Origin of the sequence: Streptomyces sp. NPDC101165 (assembly GCF_044768135.1) — a bacterium.
Taxonomy (GTDB): Bacteria; Actinomycetota; Actinomycetes; order Streptomycetales; family Streptomycetaceae; genus Streptomyces.
Genome location: NZ_JBIWPG010000017.1, coordinates 93555 through 108596, shown reverse-complemented (window position 1 = coordinate 108596; position 15042 = coordinate 93555). Strand labels below are relative to the sequence as shown.

Annotated in this window: 14 protein-coding genes; 10 read left to right on the top strand and 4 right to left on the bottom strand. The window is 72.0% G+C overall.

Translation table 11 applies throughout. From position 1 onward, the window contains the following. Positions 1–164: 164 nt before the first annotated feature. From ACIRVH_RS32220 to ACIRVH_RS32210, 3 genes are all read left to right on the top strand, one after another. The gene (locus tag ACIRVH_RS32220) at positions 165–1244 is read left to right on the top strand and encodes a hypothetical protein (RefSeq protein WP_403960487.1); all 1080 of its coding nucleotides are present in this window, start codon (positions 165–167) and stop codon (positions 1242–1244) included. 76 nt (positions 1245–1320) lie between these two features. After that, the gene (locus ACIRVH_RS32215) at positions 1321–2901 is read left to right on the top strand and encodes an Ig-like domain-containing protein (protein WP_403960484.1); all 1581 of its coding nucleotides are present in this window, start codon (positions 1321–1323) and stop codon (positions 2899–2901) included. Positions 2902–2957: 56 nt separating this feature from the next. After that, positions 2958–3122: a hypothetical protein gene (locus ACIRVH_RS32210; protein ID WP_403960482.1), complete on the top strand. Its 165-nt coding sequence runs from the start codon at positions 2958–2960 to the stop codon at positions 3120–3122. Between the two features lie 39 nt (positions 3123–3161). Here the strand turns inward: ACIRVH_RS32210 and ACIRVH_RS32205 are convergent, their stop codons facing one another. Next, positions 3162–4403 carry a PucR family transcriptional regulator gene (locus ACIRVH_RS32205; protein WP_403960480.1) on the bottom strand — a complete coding sequence of 414 codons (1242 nt, stop codon included), beginning with the start codon at positions 4401–4403 and terminating at the stop codon, positions 3162–3164. Between the two features lie 143 nt (positions 4404–4546). Here ACIRVH_RS32205 and ACIRVH_RS32200 point away from each other — a divergent pair, with 143 nt between their 5' ends. The 3 genes from ACIRVH_RS32200 (at position 4547) to ACIRVH_RS32190 (ending at position 8218) form a co-directional block, all read left to right on the top strand. After that, positions 4547–5473, top strand: coding sequence for a proline dehydrogenase family protein (locus ACIRVH_RS32200; protein WP_403960477.1), 927 nt, complete (start codon positions 4547–4549; stop codon positions 5471–5473). 129 nt (positions 5474–5602) lie between these two features. Then, a complete protein-coding gene (gene pruA, locus ACIRVH_RS32195) occupies positions 5603–7234 on the top strand; it encodes an L-glutamate gamma-semialdehyde dehydrogenase (RefSeq protein ID WP_403960475.1) in 1632 nt (543 codons plus the stop codon). A 105-nt stretch (positions 7235–7339) separates the two neighbouring features. Then, on the top strand, positions 7340–8218 hold the full coding sequence (locus ACIRVH_RS32190; RefSeq protein WP_403960472.1) for an alpha/beta fold hydrolase: 879 nt from the start codon (positions 7340–7342) through the stop codon (positions 8216–8218). Here ACIRVH_RS32190 and ACIRVH_RS32185 read toward each other — a convergent pair. Continuing rightward, positions 8169–9056, bottom strand: a complete 888-nt coding sequence (locus ACIRVH_RS32185; RefSeq protein ID WP_403960469.1) for an alpha/beta fold hydrolase — start codon at positions 9054–9056, stop codon at positions 8169–8171. The two genes, ACIRVH_RS32190 and ACIRVH_RS32185, sit on opposite strands and share 50 nt — an antisense overlap. A gap of 70 nt (positions 9057–9126) precedes the next feature. Here ACIRVH_RS32185 and ACIRVH_RS32180 point away from each other — a divergent pair, with 70 nt between their 5' ends. Continuing rightward, complete coding sequence (locus tag ACIRVH_RS32180) at positions 9127–9666, top strand: GNAT family N-acetyltransferase (RefSeq protein WP_403960466.1); 540 nt, start codon at positions 9127–9129, stop codon at positions 9664–9666. Positions 9667–9673: 7 nt separating this feature from the next. On the opposite strand, the gene ACIRVH_RS32175 is transcribed toward ACIRVH_RS32180, so the two are convergent. Continuing rightward, positions 9674–10666, bottom strand: a complete 993-nt coding sequence (locus tag ACIRVH_RS32175; RefSeq protein WP_403960463.1) for an NADP-dependent oxidoreductase — start codon at positions 10664–10666, stop codon at positions 9674–9676. A 102-nt stretch (positions 10667–10768) separates the two neighbouring features. Between ACIRVH_RS32175 and ACIRVH_RS32170 the strand changes: the two genes are divergently transcribed. Continuing rightward, entirely contained in the window at positions 10769–11674 is a 906-nt protein-coding gene (locus tag ACIRVH_RS32170) for a LysR family transcriptional regulator (protein WP_403960460.1), read from the top strand. A 220-nt stretch (positions 11675–11894) separates the two neighbouring features. Then, the gene (locus ACIRVH_RS32165) at positions 11895–12026 is read left to right on the top strand and encodes a hypothetical protein (RefSeq protein ID WP_145883508.1); all 132 of its coding nucleotides are present in this window, start codon (positions 11895–11897) and stop codon (positions 12024–12026) included. A gap of 82 nt (positions 12027–12108) precedes the next feature. Here ACIRVH_RS32165 and ACIRVH_RS32160 read toward each other — a convergent pair whose 3' ends face one another. After that, positions 12109–13662 (bottom strand): purple acid phosphatase family protein, encoded by a 1554-nt coding sequence (locus tag ACIRVH_RS32160; protein ID WP_403960458.1) that lies wholly within the window; start codon positions 13660–13662, stop codon positions 12109–12111. 143 nt (positions 13663–13805) lie between these two features. On the opposite strand from ACIRVH_RS32160, the gene ACIRVH_RS32155 reads away from it, so the two are divergent. Next, on the top strand, positions 13806–14849 hold the full coding sequence (locus ACIRVH_RS32155) for a 3-isopropylmalate dehydrogenase (RefSeq protein WP_403960455.1): 1044 nt from the start codon (positions 13806–13808) through the stop codon (positions 14847–14849). Positions 14850–15042 lie beyond the last annotated feature (193 nt).

The following is a 15042-nucleotide window of genomic DNA, read 5'->3' as shown; positions in this document are numbered from 1 at the left end:
TCCAGCGGCCGGAGGGTGCCCCAGGACACCTGGGAGGCGCCGTCGCCGCGGCATGGGAGCCAACTCCCCACAGGGAGTGAGTCGGCCCACGCGACGGCCGCACGGCCCGTCGCCCCTCCGCGCGGGACCGCTTCCCGCGGCGGCACTCACAAAGGCAGGACTCGATGAGGACAAGACGTCTTCGGCAGCTCGTCATAGGAAAGACCCTGGTCGTCGGCGCCGCGCTCGCCCTCGCGGTGCCGGGCGTCGCGTACGCCAACACCGCGGGGGTCACGGTGAAGACCCCCGGCGCGACGGCCGGACCCGCCTCCACCTTCTCCGAGATCACCACCGGCGCGGCCTGCGCGAGCGGCCTGATCTCCGGCGGCGGTGTCAACCAGGCCATCGGCACGGGCACTTCGTCGAACGGCAACAAGATCAACGGCACTTCGCCCAGCCCGGACGGCACCACCGAGTACACCGGCTCCACCGGCGTGGTCGGCACCGACGTCACCCACTGGCTCGGCATCGGCGGCAGCGGGGGAGCGGTCAACGCCGACTTCTCCAGCACCCCGTACGCCCTGTGCCTCACCAGCAACCTCGTCAACCACACCCAGGTGGTGATGAACAAGCTCGCCGGCCCGACCACCAGCGGCACGGTCGGCCTGGTCACCGCCACCTGCCCCGCGAACACCCGGCTGCTCGGCGGCGGCGCCCGCATCACGCCCGCGAGCGTCGGCAGTCTCAAGCCGATCGCGAGCTTCCCCACCTTCAACAACTCCGCGCACGACTACGGGCAGAAGGCCGCCGCCGACGGCGAGACCAACCCCGACTCCTGGACCGCGGTCGGCTGGAACGGCGGAGGCGGCAACAGCAGCAACACCACCTACGCCTACGCCATCTGCAGCGGCGACAACATCGACATCAGCGGTACGACCGTCAAGGTGCGCTTCAGCGAGGCCAGTGGACCCACTGCCGCGACCAGCGGTCGGACGACGACCGTCGGCTGCGGCGGGAACGACGGCAAGCTCGTCAGCGGCGGCGCCGCGATCAGCGGAGGCAGCGTCACCACGACCGACTTCACCGCCCCCGGTTCCGTCGGCGACCACCTCAACGGCAGCTACCCCAGTGACTCCGGGGGCACCCCGGTCGCGGACGGCACCACCACGGCCGCGTACTGGACCGCCGTCACCCACACCGGCGGCGGCAGCTCGCCGAGCACCTCCTCCGACGTCTGGGCCCTGTGCGCCGACGACGGCGTCTGAGCCGCTGCGCGAGCCGGCGCCGGCAAGGCGCCGGCTCTGCTTCCCGATGATCCGACTCCTGCCTCAGGGAACCCCGTTGAGCCTCCTCAGAACCACCCTCCTGCCCGCGGTCGGCGCGGCCGGCCTGGTCGCGGCGGTCCTCGCACCGCTGCCCGCCGGGGCCGCCGTGCCGGCCGATCCCGCCACCGCCGCTCCCGCGTCGCCCTGCGGCGCCGGCGGCCTGTTCACCACCACCCCGCCCACCTGCATGTACAGCACCGCCGGGACGGACACCTTCACCGTGCCGGACGGGGTGGACGCCATCAGCGTCGACCTGTACGGCGCCGAGGGCGGCAGCGCGGCCGGATTCGTCGCCCCCAACCCGCCGAACACCGGAGCGCCGGGCGGACTCGGTGGTGAGACCCGGGCCCTGCTGGCCGTCACCGCGGGCCAGAAGCTCCAGCTCACCGTGGGGGCCGCGGGCATCCCGGGCACCTCGCGGCACGGCGAGTTCGCCCGGCCCGGCGGCTTCGGTCACGGCTCCGGTGGCGGTGGCGCCCATGGCGGCGGCGGTTCCGGCGGCGGCGCCTCCGACGTCCGGGCGGGTGACTTCGGTGCCGCCGACCGGGTCCTGGTGGCAGGCGGCGGCGGAGGCGCGGGCAACGGCGGGCCGCTGCTGCACGGAGGCGACGGCGGTGGCCCGGTCGGCCAGGACGGCGGTCAGGGCGGCGGACCCGACGGCTCCGGAGTCGCCGGCGGCGGGGGAAGCCGGACCACGCCCGGCACCGGCAGTCCCAACTCCGCCCTCGGCGGCCCCGGAGGCGCCGCGAGCGACACCGACCCCAACACGGGTCTACCCAACCCCGGAAGCGGCGGCCCCGGCGGCAACGGTGCCCGGGGCGGCAACGGCGGCGGTGGTGGCGGCGGCGGCTGGTTCGGCGGCGGAGGCGGCTCCGGCGGCGGCAACCCGGGCAACCTCTACGGGGCCGGTGGCGGCGGCGGAAGCAGCTACGCGGCACCGGCAGCGTCCGAGGTCTCGCTGCTCCAGGGGGTCAACCACGGCACCGGCAGGGCGATCGTCTCGTTCCGCTACCGGACCGCCGTCTCGCTCACCCCGGACACCTCCACCCCGCTGTTCGGACACGCCGTCGCCCTCACCGCCACCGTCGACCCGGCGAACCCCGCCGCGGGCACCCCGAGCGGCACGGTGACGTTCTCGGACGGCACGACCGCGCTGGCGACCGTGCCGCTCGACGGCGGCCGGGCCCGCCTCACCACCGGCGGGCTCCGCCCCGGCTCCCACGCGATCACCGCCACCTACAGCGGCGACCCCGGCTTCACCCCGGGCGCGACCGACGGGCCGACCGACCTCACGGTCGGCTTCAGCCGGCCCTGCCTCACCACGGCCCACCACGGTGTCCTGACCGTCCCCGCCGACCAGGCGATCTGCATCGCTCCGGCGGCAGCCAGGACGGCAAGGTCACGGTGCAGCCCGGCGGATCGTTCGCCGTCTCGGACGCCCGGATCACCGGAGCCGTCACCGCCGACGGGGCCCTCGCCCTCGCCGTCTGCCGGTCGACGCTCACCGGGCCCCTCACCGTCGGACACAGCACCGGCTACGTACGGATCGGCGGCGACACGACGGCCTGCGCGGGCAACGTCGTCCGGGGTCCGCTGACCCTGGACGCCAACACCGGCGGCATCGGAGCCGTCGGCAACTCGGTGACCGGCGCGGTGAGCATCACCGGCAACAGCGGCAGCGGCCTGCTGCCCGAGGAGGCCACACCCGCCTTCGAGGGCAACGGGGTCGACGGCCCGCTCTCCTGCGACGGCAACGAACCCGTCCTGAACCAGAGCGACAACACGGTCAGCGGTCCGCGGTCCGGACAGTGTCGCTGACCCGGGCAGCCGCCTGATGACGAGGCCCGGCACCGGCGGCTACAGCCGGGCCCCCTTCAGCGCCATGTGCAGCAGCAGCCGGTCCTCGCCGTCGTCCAGGTCCAGGCCCGTCAGCTGTTCCACGCGGGAGAGGCGGTAGTAGAGAGTCTGGCGGTGGATGCCCAGCTCCGCCGCGGCGCGGCCGGCCTGGCCCGCGCGGTCCAGGTAGACCTCGGCCGTACGGGCCAGTTCCTGGTGGGCGGGGGAGAGGAGGGGCGCGACGGCCGGGTCGTGGGGGGCCTCCGTGGGCAGCGCGGTCAGCAGGCGGTACGGGCCGATGCCCCGCCACTCGGCCACCGGCCCGAACCTCGGCTCGGCCAGGGCGGCGCGCGCCGCGGCGGAGGCCTCCTGCCAGACCGTGCCCAGTTCGGAGAGCCCGCTGCGGGGCTCGCCGACACCGGCGGCGGCCCTGGCCGCACCCGGTCGCGTCCCCTCCGCCTCCTTCAGCAGCCGGGAGGCCGCCGTCAGCGCCGGTACCGCGACATCCGTCGAGCGCAGCCGCACCAGGATCGCGAGGCTCTGACCGGCCGTCCCCCACGGCACCGTACAGAGGGCCGCGGCGTGCGGAACCGTACGCGGCGACGGGGCCTGCTCCGGGTCGGCCGAGGGCCACGGGGCGATGCAGACCACCGTGTGGGGGGCGTCCGCGCGGGTCCCGAGGGCGGTGCGGAGTTCCATCACCGCCGAGTCCCGCTGCCACCCGCTCTCCGCGGTCAGCACGGCCCGCAGCTCCCGGCTCAGACCGGCCCCCGCCTGCGCCTCGTCGGCGAGCAGCGCGCCGATCCGGCCCGTCACCTGCATGGCGGCCGCCAGCTGCGCGTCCGTCGGACCCGGGTCGTAGTCCAGCAGCCAGACGTAGCCGAGGACGACACCCCGATGGCGTACCGGCAGGCAGATGCGGCCGCGGTAGACACCGGCCTCCGGGGTCGGCGGGATCCGTACCGGTCCCGTCGCGCGCGTGATGCCGAAGCCCTCGAACCATGCCCGCACCGTCGCCGTGGAGCGCCGGGTGAGGATCGAGCGGGTGCGCACCGGGTCCAGCGCCGAGGGATCCAGGTCGCCCTCGCTGTCGTACGCACCGAAGGCGATCAGCTCGAAGTCCCGGTTCTCCAGGGTCGCGGGCGCCCCCAGCAGCTCCGAGATCTCGTCCACCAGCTCCTGATAATCGCCCACGCTTCTAAAGGATGCTGCATCCGCCGCCACTCGGGCATTCTCGCGCACTTCCGCGCCGCCTTCATACATCTGTCTGAGATCCAGTGCACGGATGCGTGACAGCTGTCGATGGCCGACGATCGGAGAGATCCTTAGGTTTCACGGTGGTTCTCCGTGCCGTACCCGAATCGTCGGGTGGCGGCCGTTTTGGTGCTTGTCTGTGGAGGTGCCCCGTGCTGGGTCCCGTGATTCTCGCCGCGTCGCGCAGCGACCGGATGCGACGCCTGATCTCGGCGGCCCCGGTGACCAAGCAGGTCGTCGACCGCTTCATCCCGGGGGAGACCGTCGACGACATCGTCCCGATCATCAGGGACCTGACGGCCAAGGGCCTGGAGCTGACGATGGACGTCGTCGGCGAGGACATCACCACTCCCGAGCAGGCCGCCGCCGCCCGGGACGCCTACCTGCTGCTGATCGACCGGCTGCGCGAGCTGGAGCTCGGCGAGCAGGTCGAGATGTCCGTCAAGCTGTCGATGTTCGGCCAGGCCCTGGAGGGCGGCCACGAGCTGGCGCTCGCCAACGTCCGCCCCGTCGTCGTGGCCGCCGCCGCCATCGGTACGACCGTCACGCTGGACGCCGAGGACCACACCACCCTGGACTCGATGTTCGCCATCCACGAGGAGCTGCGGAAGGACTTCCCGCAGACCGGCTGCGTCATCCAGGCCTACCTCTTCCGCACCGAGGCCGACGCCCGCCGCCTCGCCGAGGCCGGCAGCCGCGTCCGCCTCGTGAAGGGCGCCTACAAGGAGCCCGCCGAGGTCGCGTACCAGCAGAAGCACGAGATCGACAAGGCCTACGTGCGCATCCTGAAGACGCTGATGGAGGGCGAGGGCTACCCGATGATCGGGTCCCACGACCCGCGCCTCATCGCCATCGCCCAGGAGCTGGCGCACCAGGCCGGGCGCAAACTGGACGAGTACGAGTTCCAGATGCTCTACGGCATCCGCGGCGACGAGCACCTGCGCCTGGCCGCCGAGGGCCACCGCATGCGCGTCTACACCGCCTACGGCACCGACTGGTACGGCTACTTCATGCGCCGTCTCGCGGAGAAGCCGGCCAACCTGCGCTTCTTCCTGAGGAGCATGATCAGCCGTGGCTGATGCAACTTGGTTGTGCCGCAGCCTCGGCCGGGGGTCCGGGGGTTGTCCCCCGGATAAGCACAGCCTCCGGTCGATGGTCAGCAAGGGCTAGCCCGAACACCCGCTCACGTACAAGGAGTTACGGATCTCATGGACGCTGTGACCCAGGTCCCCACCCCCGTCAACGAGCCGGTGCACGGCTACGCCCCCGGCTCGCCCGAGCGCGCCCGGCTGGAGGCCAGGCTCAAGGAGCTGGCCGAGAACCCGATCGACCTGCCGATGACCATCGGCGGCGAGCGGCGCATGGGCGGCGGCGAGACCATCCAGGTGGTCCAGCCGCACAACCACAAGGCCGTCATCGGCACCCTGCGCAACGCCACCCAGCAGGACGCGCAGGACGCCGTCGACGCGGCCCTGGCCGCCGCGCCGGCCTGGCGTGCGATGTCCTTCGACGACCGCGCGGCGATCATCCTGCGCGCCGCCGAGCTGCTGTCCGGCCCCTGGCGCGAGACCATCGCCGCCTCCACCATGCTCGGTCAGTCCAAGACCGCCCAGCAGGCCGAGATCGACACCCCGTGCGAGCTGGTCGACTTCTGGCGCTTCAACGTCCACTACGCCCGCCAGATCCTCGCCGAGCAGCCCCCGGCGAACTCCCCGGGCGTGTGGAACCGCATGGACCACCGCCCGCTGGAGGGCTTCGTCTACGCGATCACGCCGTTCAACTTCAGCGCCATCGCGGGCAACCTGCCCACCGCGCCCGCGCTGATGGGCAACGTGGTCGTGTGGAAGCCGTCCCCCACGCAGACCCACGCCGCCGTTCTCCTCATGCAGCTGCTGGAGGAGGCCGGTCTGCCCAAGGGCGTCATCAACCTCGTCACCGGTGACGGCATCGAGGTCTCCAAGGCCGCCCTGGTCCACCGCGACCTCGCCGGCATCCACTTCACCGGCTCGACCAAGACCTTCCAGTACCTGTGGAAGACGGTCGGCAACAACATCGAGAAGTACCGCTCCTACCCGCGTCTGGTCGGCGAGACCGGCGGCAAGGACTTCCTCGTCGCCCACCCGAGCGCCGACCGCGCCGTCCTGAAGACCGCCCTCACCCGCGGTGCCTTCGAGTACCAGGGCCAGAAGTGCAGCGCGACCTCCCGCGCCTACATCCCAGCCTCCATCTGGAACTCGGGCTTCAAGGAGGAGTTCGCGGCCGAGGTCGACTACCTGACCATGGGTGACGTCACCGATCTGTCGAACTTCATCGGCGCCGTGATCGACGACCGTGCCTTCGCCAAGAACAAGGCCGCGATCGACCGCGCCAAGGAGGACCCGACCTGCACGATCGTCGCGGGCGGCACCTACGACGACTCGGTCGGCTACTTCGTCCGCCCGACCGTCATCGAGTCCTCCGACCCGGAGAACGAGATCTTCCGCACCGAGTACTTCGGTCCGGTCCTCGGCATCCACGTCTACGAGGACGACAAGTACGACGAGATGCTGGAGCAGATGGAGTCGGTCTCCGACTACGCCCTGACCGGCGCGGTCATCTCCAACGACCGTGCGGCCGCCGCGTACACGATGGAGAAGCTGCGCTACGCGGCCGGCAACTTCTACATCAACGACAAGTCGACCGGCGCCGTCGTCGGCCAGCAGCCCTTCGGCGGCGGCCGCGCCTCCGGCACCAACGACAAGGCCGGTGCCCCGCAGAACCTGATGCGCTGGACCCTGACCCGCGCCATCAAGGAGACGCTGGTCGCGCCGACCGACTACACGTACCCGCACATGGGCTGATCCTCAGCCCCCCGAACGACGGGCCGGGAAGTCTGACATCCGAGCAGGCTTCCCGGCCCGTCTCCAATTTTCCGCCCCCTCTTCCCGCCCCGTCACACTGGACCCATGACGGTCATGACGGACGACGGAGTACGGCTGTGGGCCCAGCGGTCGGGCGGTGCGGGTGATCCGCTGGTGCTGTGCCACGGCGGGCCCGGCCTGTGGGACATGTTCGGTGACGTGGCCGGGCTGCTCGCGGACGTGACCCCGGTGATCCGCTGGGACCAGCGGGGCTGCGGGCGGTCGGAGCGCTGCGACGGGCCGTGGACGAGCGAGCGGTTCGTCGCGGACCTGGACGCCGTACGACGGCACTTCGGGCTGGAGCGGATGGCGCTGCTCGGCCACTCCTGGGGTGCGCAGCTGGCGCTGAGCTACGCCCTGGCGCATCCGGACCGGGTCGGCTCGCTGGTGTACGTCGCGGGCACGGGCATCGGCCCGGACTCCGACTGGTACGACGCCTATCACCACACCTTCCTCACCCGCCTCGCCGACCACCCCGAACGCCTGTCCCGCTGGCGGGAGTTGACGGCCCGCGCGGAGCGCACGCAGGAGGAGGAGCGGGAGCGTGCGGTTCTGCAGTGGACCGTGGAGTTCGAGGACCGGGACGGGGCCCTGGAGCCGGCCGGGCGCATGGCCGACCCGTGGTTCGGGATCAACTCCGAGTGCAGCACGGTGCTCAACGAGGAGCGCAAGCGCGTCTGGGGCACCCCGGAGCTGTACACCGCCTGCCAGAAGCTCGACGTGCCGGTGCTGATCATCGACGGCGACCGGGACATCCGGCCGCGCACGGCCGTCGACTCCCTCGCCGAGGCCCTGCCCCACGCCCGCCGCCTGATCCTCCCGGACGCCGGGCACCTGCCGTGGGAGGAGGACCCGAAGGGCTTCCGGGAGGCGCTCAGGCAGTGGTGGCAGTGGGCAGATGCCGGTCGAGAAAGTCCCGCATGAGCGCGCCGATCTGATCCGCGTGCGTCTCCAGGGCGAAGTGCCCGGCGGGGAGGAGGTGCACCTCGGCCCTCGGCAGGTCCCGCTGGAAGGCGAGCGCGCCGGAGGGCACGAAGATCGCGTCGTGCGCGCCCCAGACCGCGAGCAGCGGCACCTGGCTGGTGCGGAAGTACTCGTGGAAGGCCGGGTACAGGGTGATGTTGGAGCCGTAGTCGGAGATCAGGTCGAGCTGGATCTCCGGCTGGCCGGGCCGGGCCATCCGCGCGATGTCGTGCTCGTACGCGTCCGGGCTGACCAGTGACGGGTCCGGCACCCCGTGCACGTACTGCCACTTGATCCCGTCCGGGCTGATCAGCTCGCGGACCGGCTCCTCGGTCTGCGGCGTCCGCTCCGCGATCAGCGCGAGCACCGGCGCCCAGGCCTGCTCGCCCAGCCCCTCCTCGTACGCGTTGCCGTTCTGGGTGACGATCGCCGTCACCCGGTCGGGGTGGGCGAGGGCCAGGCGCAGGCCGATCGGGGCGCCGTAGTCCTGGACGTACAGGGCGAACTCCTTCAGCCCCAGCTGCTCGGTGAACTCCCCGGTGATCGCGGCCAGCTCGTCGAAGCGGTACCTGAATTCCGAGGCCGCCGGTGTGGCCGACCGGCCGAAGCCGATGTGGTCGGGGGCGATCACCCGGTAGCGGTCGGCGAGCAGCGGGATCAGCTCGCGGAACATGTGCGAGCTGCTCGGGAAGCCGTGCAGGAGCAGCAGGACCGGGGCGTCTTCCGGGCCCGCCTCGCGGTAGTACACGTCGAGGCCGCGGACGGTGACGGTGCGGTGGTGAACCTGGTGAATCGACATGACAGCAGTGCATCACGCCCACCTCTAACCAGTCAAGAGACTTTTAGAGGTTAGATGCGATCCTTGCTTCATGACCTTTCGCCTGCGCACCGCCCACACGGCCGACCTCGACCCCGCCGACCTGCGCGCCGCCCGCGCCCTCCTGGACGATGCCTTCGACGGGGACTTCGCCGACCAGGACTGGGACCACGGCCTCGGCGGCATGCACGCCCTGGTCCACGACGGCGCCGGTCTCGCCGCGCACGGCTCGGTCGTGATGCGGCGGATACGGCACCAGGGGCGCTGGCTGCGCACCGGGTACGTGGAAGCCGTCGCCGTACGGGCCGACGTGCGCCGCGCCGGGCTCGGGGGGCGGGTGATGGCCGAGCTGGAGCGGATCGTCGACCGGGCCTACGACCTCGGCGCGCTCTCCGCGAGCGAGGACGGCGCCCCGCTGTACGCGGCCCGCGGCTGGCAGCAGTGGAGCGGACACGTGTGCGCCCTCTCGCCGGACGGAATCGTCCGTCTGCCGGAGGAGGAAGGGGGCGTCCACGTCAGGCCCGCGCTCGCCGGACCCCTGGACCCGGCCCACGCGCTCGTCCTCGACTGGCGTGACGGGGACGTCGCCTGACGGTACGTCACACCTTGCGGACCAGGATCTTCCCCGTGTTGCCGCCCCGCAGCATCAGCAGGAACGCCTCCACGATCAGCTCGAACCCGTCCACCACCGTCTCGTCCGGTGCGAGCGCCCCGCTGCGCAGGTGCGGTACGGCGAAGTCGTACAGCTCGTCCTGCACGTCCCGGTAGCCGCTCACCAGGAAGCCCTCGATGCGCAGGCTCTTCTCCACGACGTCCGAGTGGTTGAAGACGACCGGTGGCGCGTCCGGGGTGTTGTACCTGCTGATCGTGCCGATCCGGACCACCCGGCCCCGCTCCCGCAGGGCGCCGATCGCCGCGCCGAGGTGGTCGCCGCCGACGTTGTCGACGAACAGGTCGATGCCGTCCGGGGCGGCCGTGGTGAGGAGTTCGGCGACCGGGGCGGAGTGGTAGTCGAAGGCGGCGTCGTAACCGACCTCCTCCGTCAGGTACTTGACCTTCTCCGTCGATCCCGCGCTGCCGATCAGCCGGCCCGCGCCCAGCAGCCGGGCGAAGCGGCCGGTGGCCGTGCCCACCCCGCCCGCCGCGCCGGAGACGAACACGTCGGCGCCCTCGCGCAGTTGTGCGATCCGGGTGAGGCCGACATAGGCGGTCAGGCCCGTGCCGCCCAGCACGCTCAGGTACGCCGACAGCGGCACGCCCGCGTGGTGGGGGAGTCGCCTGACCTCCTCGGGTCGGACCACGGAGTGCGTGCGCCAGCCCTGCCGGTGGAAGACGATCTCGCCCTCGGGGAGCGCCGGGGTGCGGGAGGCGACGACCCGGCCGAGGGTGCGGCCCTCCAGCGGGGCGTTCAACTCGAAGTCGCCGTCCATCATTTCGCGGTGGTAGGGGTCCACGGACCAGTAGAGGTTCTCCAACAGGGCCGTGCCCGGGGCCGGTTCGGGGACGGGGGACTCGGCGAAGCGGAAGTGGCCTGCGGTCGGAAAGCCGGTCGGACGGGCGGTCTGCTGCACGGTGAGCGCGATCTCGGTCATGGCAGGGACCGTAGGAAGGAATGCCGGGGCCGGGCAGAGGGTTGCGCTCATGGAACGCGGTGATCCATGAACCGCCCTCATAGACGCAGGTGGGAGCCCCGAGTGACAGCAGTCGACCTTACCCCGCAGGAGCTGCGGATCCTCGTCGCCGTGGCCGACGAGGGCGGCTTCTCGGCCGCGGCCGCCCGGCTCGGGGCCACCCAGTCCGCCGTCTCCCACGCCGTGCGCGGCATCGAGCGCAAGCTGGGCGTCGTCCTCTTCGAGCGCGGCCGGTTCGGCGCCCGGCCGACGCCCGGCGGGGAGCGGGCGGCGGCCCATGCCCGGCGCGTGCTGCGGATGCTCCGGGCGCTGGCCGCCGACGCCCGGGGCGCGGGCACCGGCGAGGCCACCGGCGCACTGCGTGTCGCCGCGTTCCGCAGCGCCGCCCTGCATCTGCTGCCGCCCGCCCTGGAACGGCTCGCCGAACGGCACCCGGGCATCGAGGTGACCGTCACCGTCATACGGGAACTGGGCCCCGGCACCGCGGGCGAGGTCGCCGAAGGGCGGGCCGACCTCGGGATCGCCACCCTCGGCGGCGGCTCGCCCCTGCCCGCCGGGCTGGTCGGCGACGTACTGCTGGAGGAGCCGTACTCCCTGGTCCACCCCGCAGGACACCCGGCCCCGCGCACCCTCCCGCTGGTCGACTGGATGGAGAACTGCGGCTCCTACACCCGCGACTGGTGGGCCGCCCAGGACTGGATCCCGCCCGCGACCGTGCGCGCCGAGGACGACGGGGCGGTGCTGTCCATGGTGGGCAGCGGTCTCGGCATGGCCATCATGCCCGCGCTCTCCCTCACCGGTGCCCCGCCCTCGGTGGCCGTCACCCACCTGGGACCCGAGCGGCCGTCCCGTTCCGTCGGCTACGTCACCACCCCGGAACTGGCCGCGACCTCCGCCGTTCGGGCGCTCGTCCGGGAGCTGCGCTCACTCCACCCGCGTTCGGGAAAAGCGCAGGTCGCGGCCGTGTGACCCAGTCCACCGTCTCAGATAGTAGGAAGTCCGAGTAATTGTGCAGACAGGCTCGGCCGGCTCCCTTACTTTTGTAGGAGCCGAACGTCTCGCTCGATCCAGCGAATGGCGGTCGTGAGCCGGGCCCCGTGCAGGTAACCCCTGCGGCACCGCTCCCCGCCCCTCCGGCGTCTCGCAACCCCCCTTGCCGCACTCCGGTTTGCCGAAGGAGTCGATTTCCATGGCCGAGACGACCGTCCGCCGCCGAGTCCGCCACGTGTCCCGCACGAGCGAGTCCGAGCGCCAGAACGCCGCCGCCGCCCTCCAGCGCGCCCTCGACCGCCGCGACAACGGCGGCGAGACCGGCCACTGAGCGGCCGTAGCCGCCACCGATCCGGGAGCCGCACCCCGTATAGAGGTGCGGCGCGGCTCACCGCCGCGCCGCACCTCGGATCTCATCCACCGCGCCGCACCTCGAAGTGGTCGATCCGCCGTCCGTCCTCGGCCAGCGCCGACACCGTGAGCCGCGGTGACGGGCCCGGCCGCGCCTCCACCGCGAGCAGCGAGAAGCCGGTGTAGCGCACCCGTGACCACGGGGCCGACTCCTTGGCGTGCTCCTTGTCCGTGGTCCAGTGGAAGGTCTCCACGGCGTCGTGCCGGGTGACATGACCCTCGTAGCTGTCCTTGACGCCCGAGGGGAAGGAGTACAGGTCCCGGCCGCCGCCGCCCGCGGTGACGTACACGATCCCGTCCCGCGTCGGATCGGTCGACGCGCCGATCGGGACGGACCTGCCGACCTCGCCGCCCTTGATCGCGTCCGTCCGCTCGTACACATGGTTGTGCCCGTTGATCACCAGGTCCACCTGGTGCTTCGCGAACAGCGGCAGCCACTCCTCGCGGACACCGCCGTCGGAGGCGTGCTGGGAGGTCGAGTACGCGCAGTGGTGGAAGAAGACGACCAGGAAGTCCACGCCCTTCGCCGCGCGCAGCTCGCCCAGCGTCGCGTCCAGCCACTTGGTCTGCCGGCCGCCGCTGTGCCCGAAGTTGGCCGGGATCTCGTACGACACGTCGTTGGCGTCCAGCGCGACGAAGCCGGCGTTGCCGTAGGTGAACGCGTAGGCGCCCGGTGTCCCGTGCGGGTCGAAGCCGCTGTCCGGCAGGGAGAACCGGGCCAGCTGTCCGCCGTAGCCGTCGGGTGAGTACCAGGCCTCCATGTCGTGGTTGCCGGTGGTCACCATCCACGGCACCGACTTGGCGACCGGGTCGTTCTGCTTCAGGAACTGGTCCCAGAACGTGGGGTCGTAGCCGTCCGAGGTCTGACCGGCGCCGTTGACGTCCGCGTAGCAGATGTCGCCCGCGTGCAGGTGGAAGGCGGGGTTCTGGCGTTGCACGAGGTGGTCGTTGGCGTTCGCGGCCTGCCCCACGCCCTGGTCGCCGAAGGCCGTGAAGACGAAGCGTTCCGGGGTCGCGGGTGCCGTGCGGAAGGAGGCGAGGCCGGTGCGGTGGGCGGGAGCGGCCGGGTCCCAGCCGTCGTGGCCGACGCCGTAGTAGTACGTCGTGCCGGGCTTCAGGCCGTCCAGGGTCGCGTGCAGGTAGTACTGCTCGACCGCGGGCCGCACCCCCTGCACCCCGGGCGTGTGCAGGTTGCGCACCTCGGCCTCGATCCGGCGGCCGAGGTCGTCGGGGCGCAGCCCGACGCGCACGTACGGCCGCTGCACCGCGAGGGGTACCTGCCAGGAGACCCGCATCCGTGTCTTCGGATCGGCGCCGAAGGCGAGATGGCGGCCGAAGGGGCCGACCACCGAGCCGGACACCCGCGAGGCGGCCGGGGCCGGGTGCGCAGCCGTACCGGAGCCGGAGGAGCAGCCGGTCAGCAGGCCGCCCGCGACCGCGCCCGCCGTCACCAGGGTGCGGCGGCGGACCATCCGGGTGCGCAGGTACTCGTACTGTTCGGCCATGCTCATCCGCTCCGCGAGCGGGCGCGGGATGCCGACGTCGGGGGTCTCCATGTGGGGGAAGATGCCACCGGGGTCCAACACCCGTGCCACATACGGGTGAACGACAGCCGACGGGAGGACACCTGCAACCCGTACGGGTGTCCGTATGACGGACGGGGCATGTCATCACCTGGGACGAGGAGTAGGGTGCCGGCATGTCTCGCAGCATCAATCTCGCAGTGATCCCCGGTGACGGCATCGGCCAGGAGGTCGTGGCCGAGGGTCTCAAGGTCCTCTCCGCCGTCCTGCCGCAGGATGTGAAGCTGGAGACCAAGGAGTACGACTTCGGCGCCCAGCGCTACCACGCCACCGGTGAGACCCTCACCGACGCCGACCTCGCCGCCCTCAAGCAGCACGACGCCATCCTGCTCGGCGCGATCGGCGACCCGAGCGTCCCGTCCGGCGTCCTGGAGCGCGGCTTCCTGCTCAAGCTCCGCTTCGCCTTCGACCACCACGTCAACCTGCGCCCGTCGAAGCTGCTCCCCGGTGTCGCGACCCCGCTGGCCGGCCAGCCGGAGATCGACTTCGTCGTCGTCCGCGAGGGCACCGAGGGCCCGTACACGGGCAACGGCGGCACCATCCGCAAGGGCACCGAGCACGAGGTGGCCACCGAGGTCTCCGTCAACACGGCCTTCGGTGTCGAGCGTGTGGTCCGCGACGCCTTCGCCCGCGCCCAGGCCCGCCCGCGCAAGAAGCTGACGCTGGTCCACAAGAACAACGTGTTGACCTTCGCCGGGCACCTGTGGACGAACATCTTCAACAAGGTCGCCGCGGAGTTCCCCGAGGTCGAGACCGACTACATCCACGTCGACGCGGCGACCATCTACCTGGTCACCCAGCCCGAGCGGTTCGACGTGATCGTCACCGACAACCTGTTCGGCGACATCATCACCGACCTGGCCGCGGCCGTCTCCGGCGGCATCGGCGTGGCCGCCTCCGGCAACATCAACCCGAGCCGCGAGTTCCCGTCCATGTTCGAGCCGGTCCACGGCTCGGCCCCGGACATCGCCGGCCAGGGCAAGGCCGACCCCTCCGCCACGGTCCTGTCCGTCGCCCTGCTGCTGCGCCACCTCGGCTACGACGCCGAGGCCGACCGCATCGACGCCGCGGTCGCCGCCGACCTCACCGAACGTGTCGGCAAGCCCGCCCGCAGTACGTCGGAGATCGGCGACGCGCTCGCCGTACGAGTAGCCGGCTGACGCCCAGCGCTACCTAACGAGCCGCCGGGTCGCATCAGCACCCGGCGGCTTTTCCTATGCGGTCGCCGGGTGCCACCATCAACCCCTGGGCCGCATTCACCCCGATTCCTTCCGACCACGGCCCCGCGCGATAATCGAACGCGGAGCCGCGGTATGAGGGAAAGCTCGGACGTCCTAACACCGGCGCAAGCCG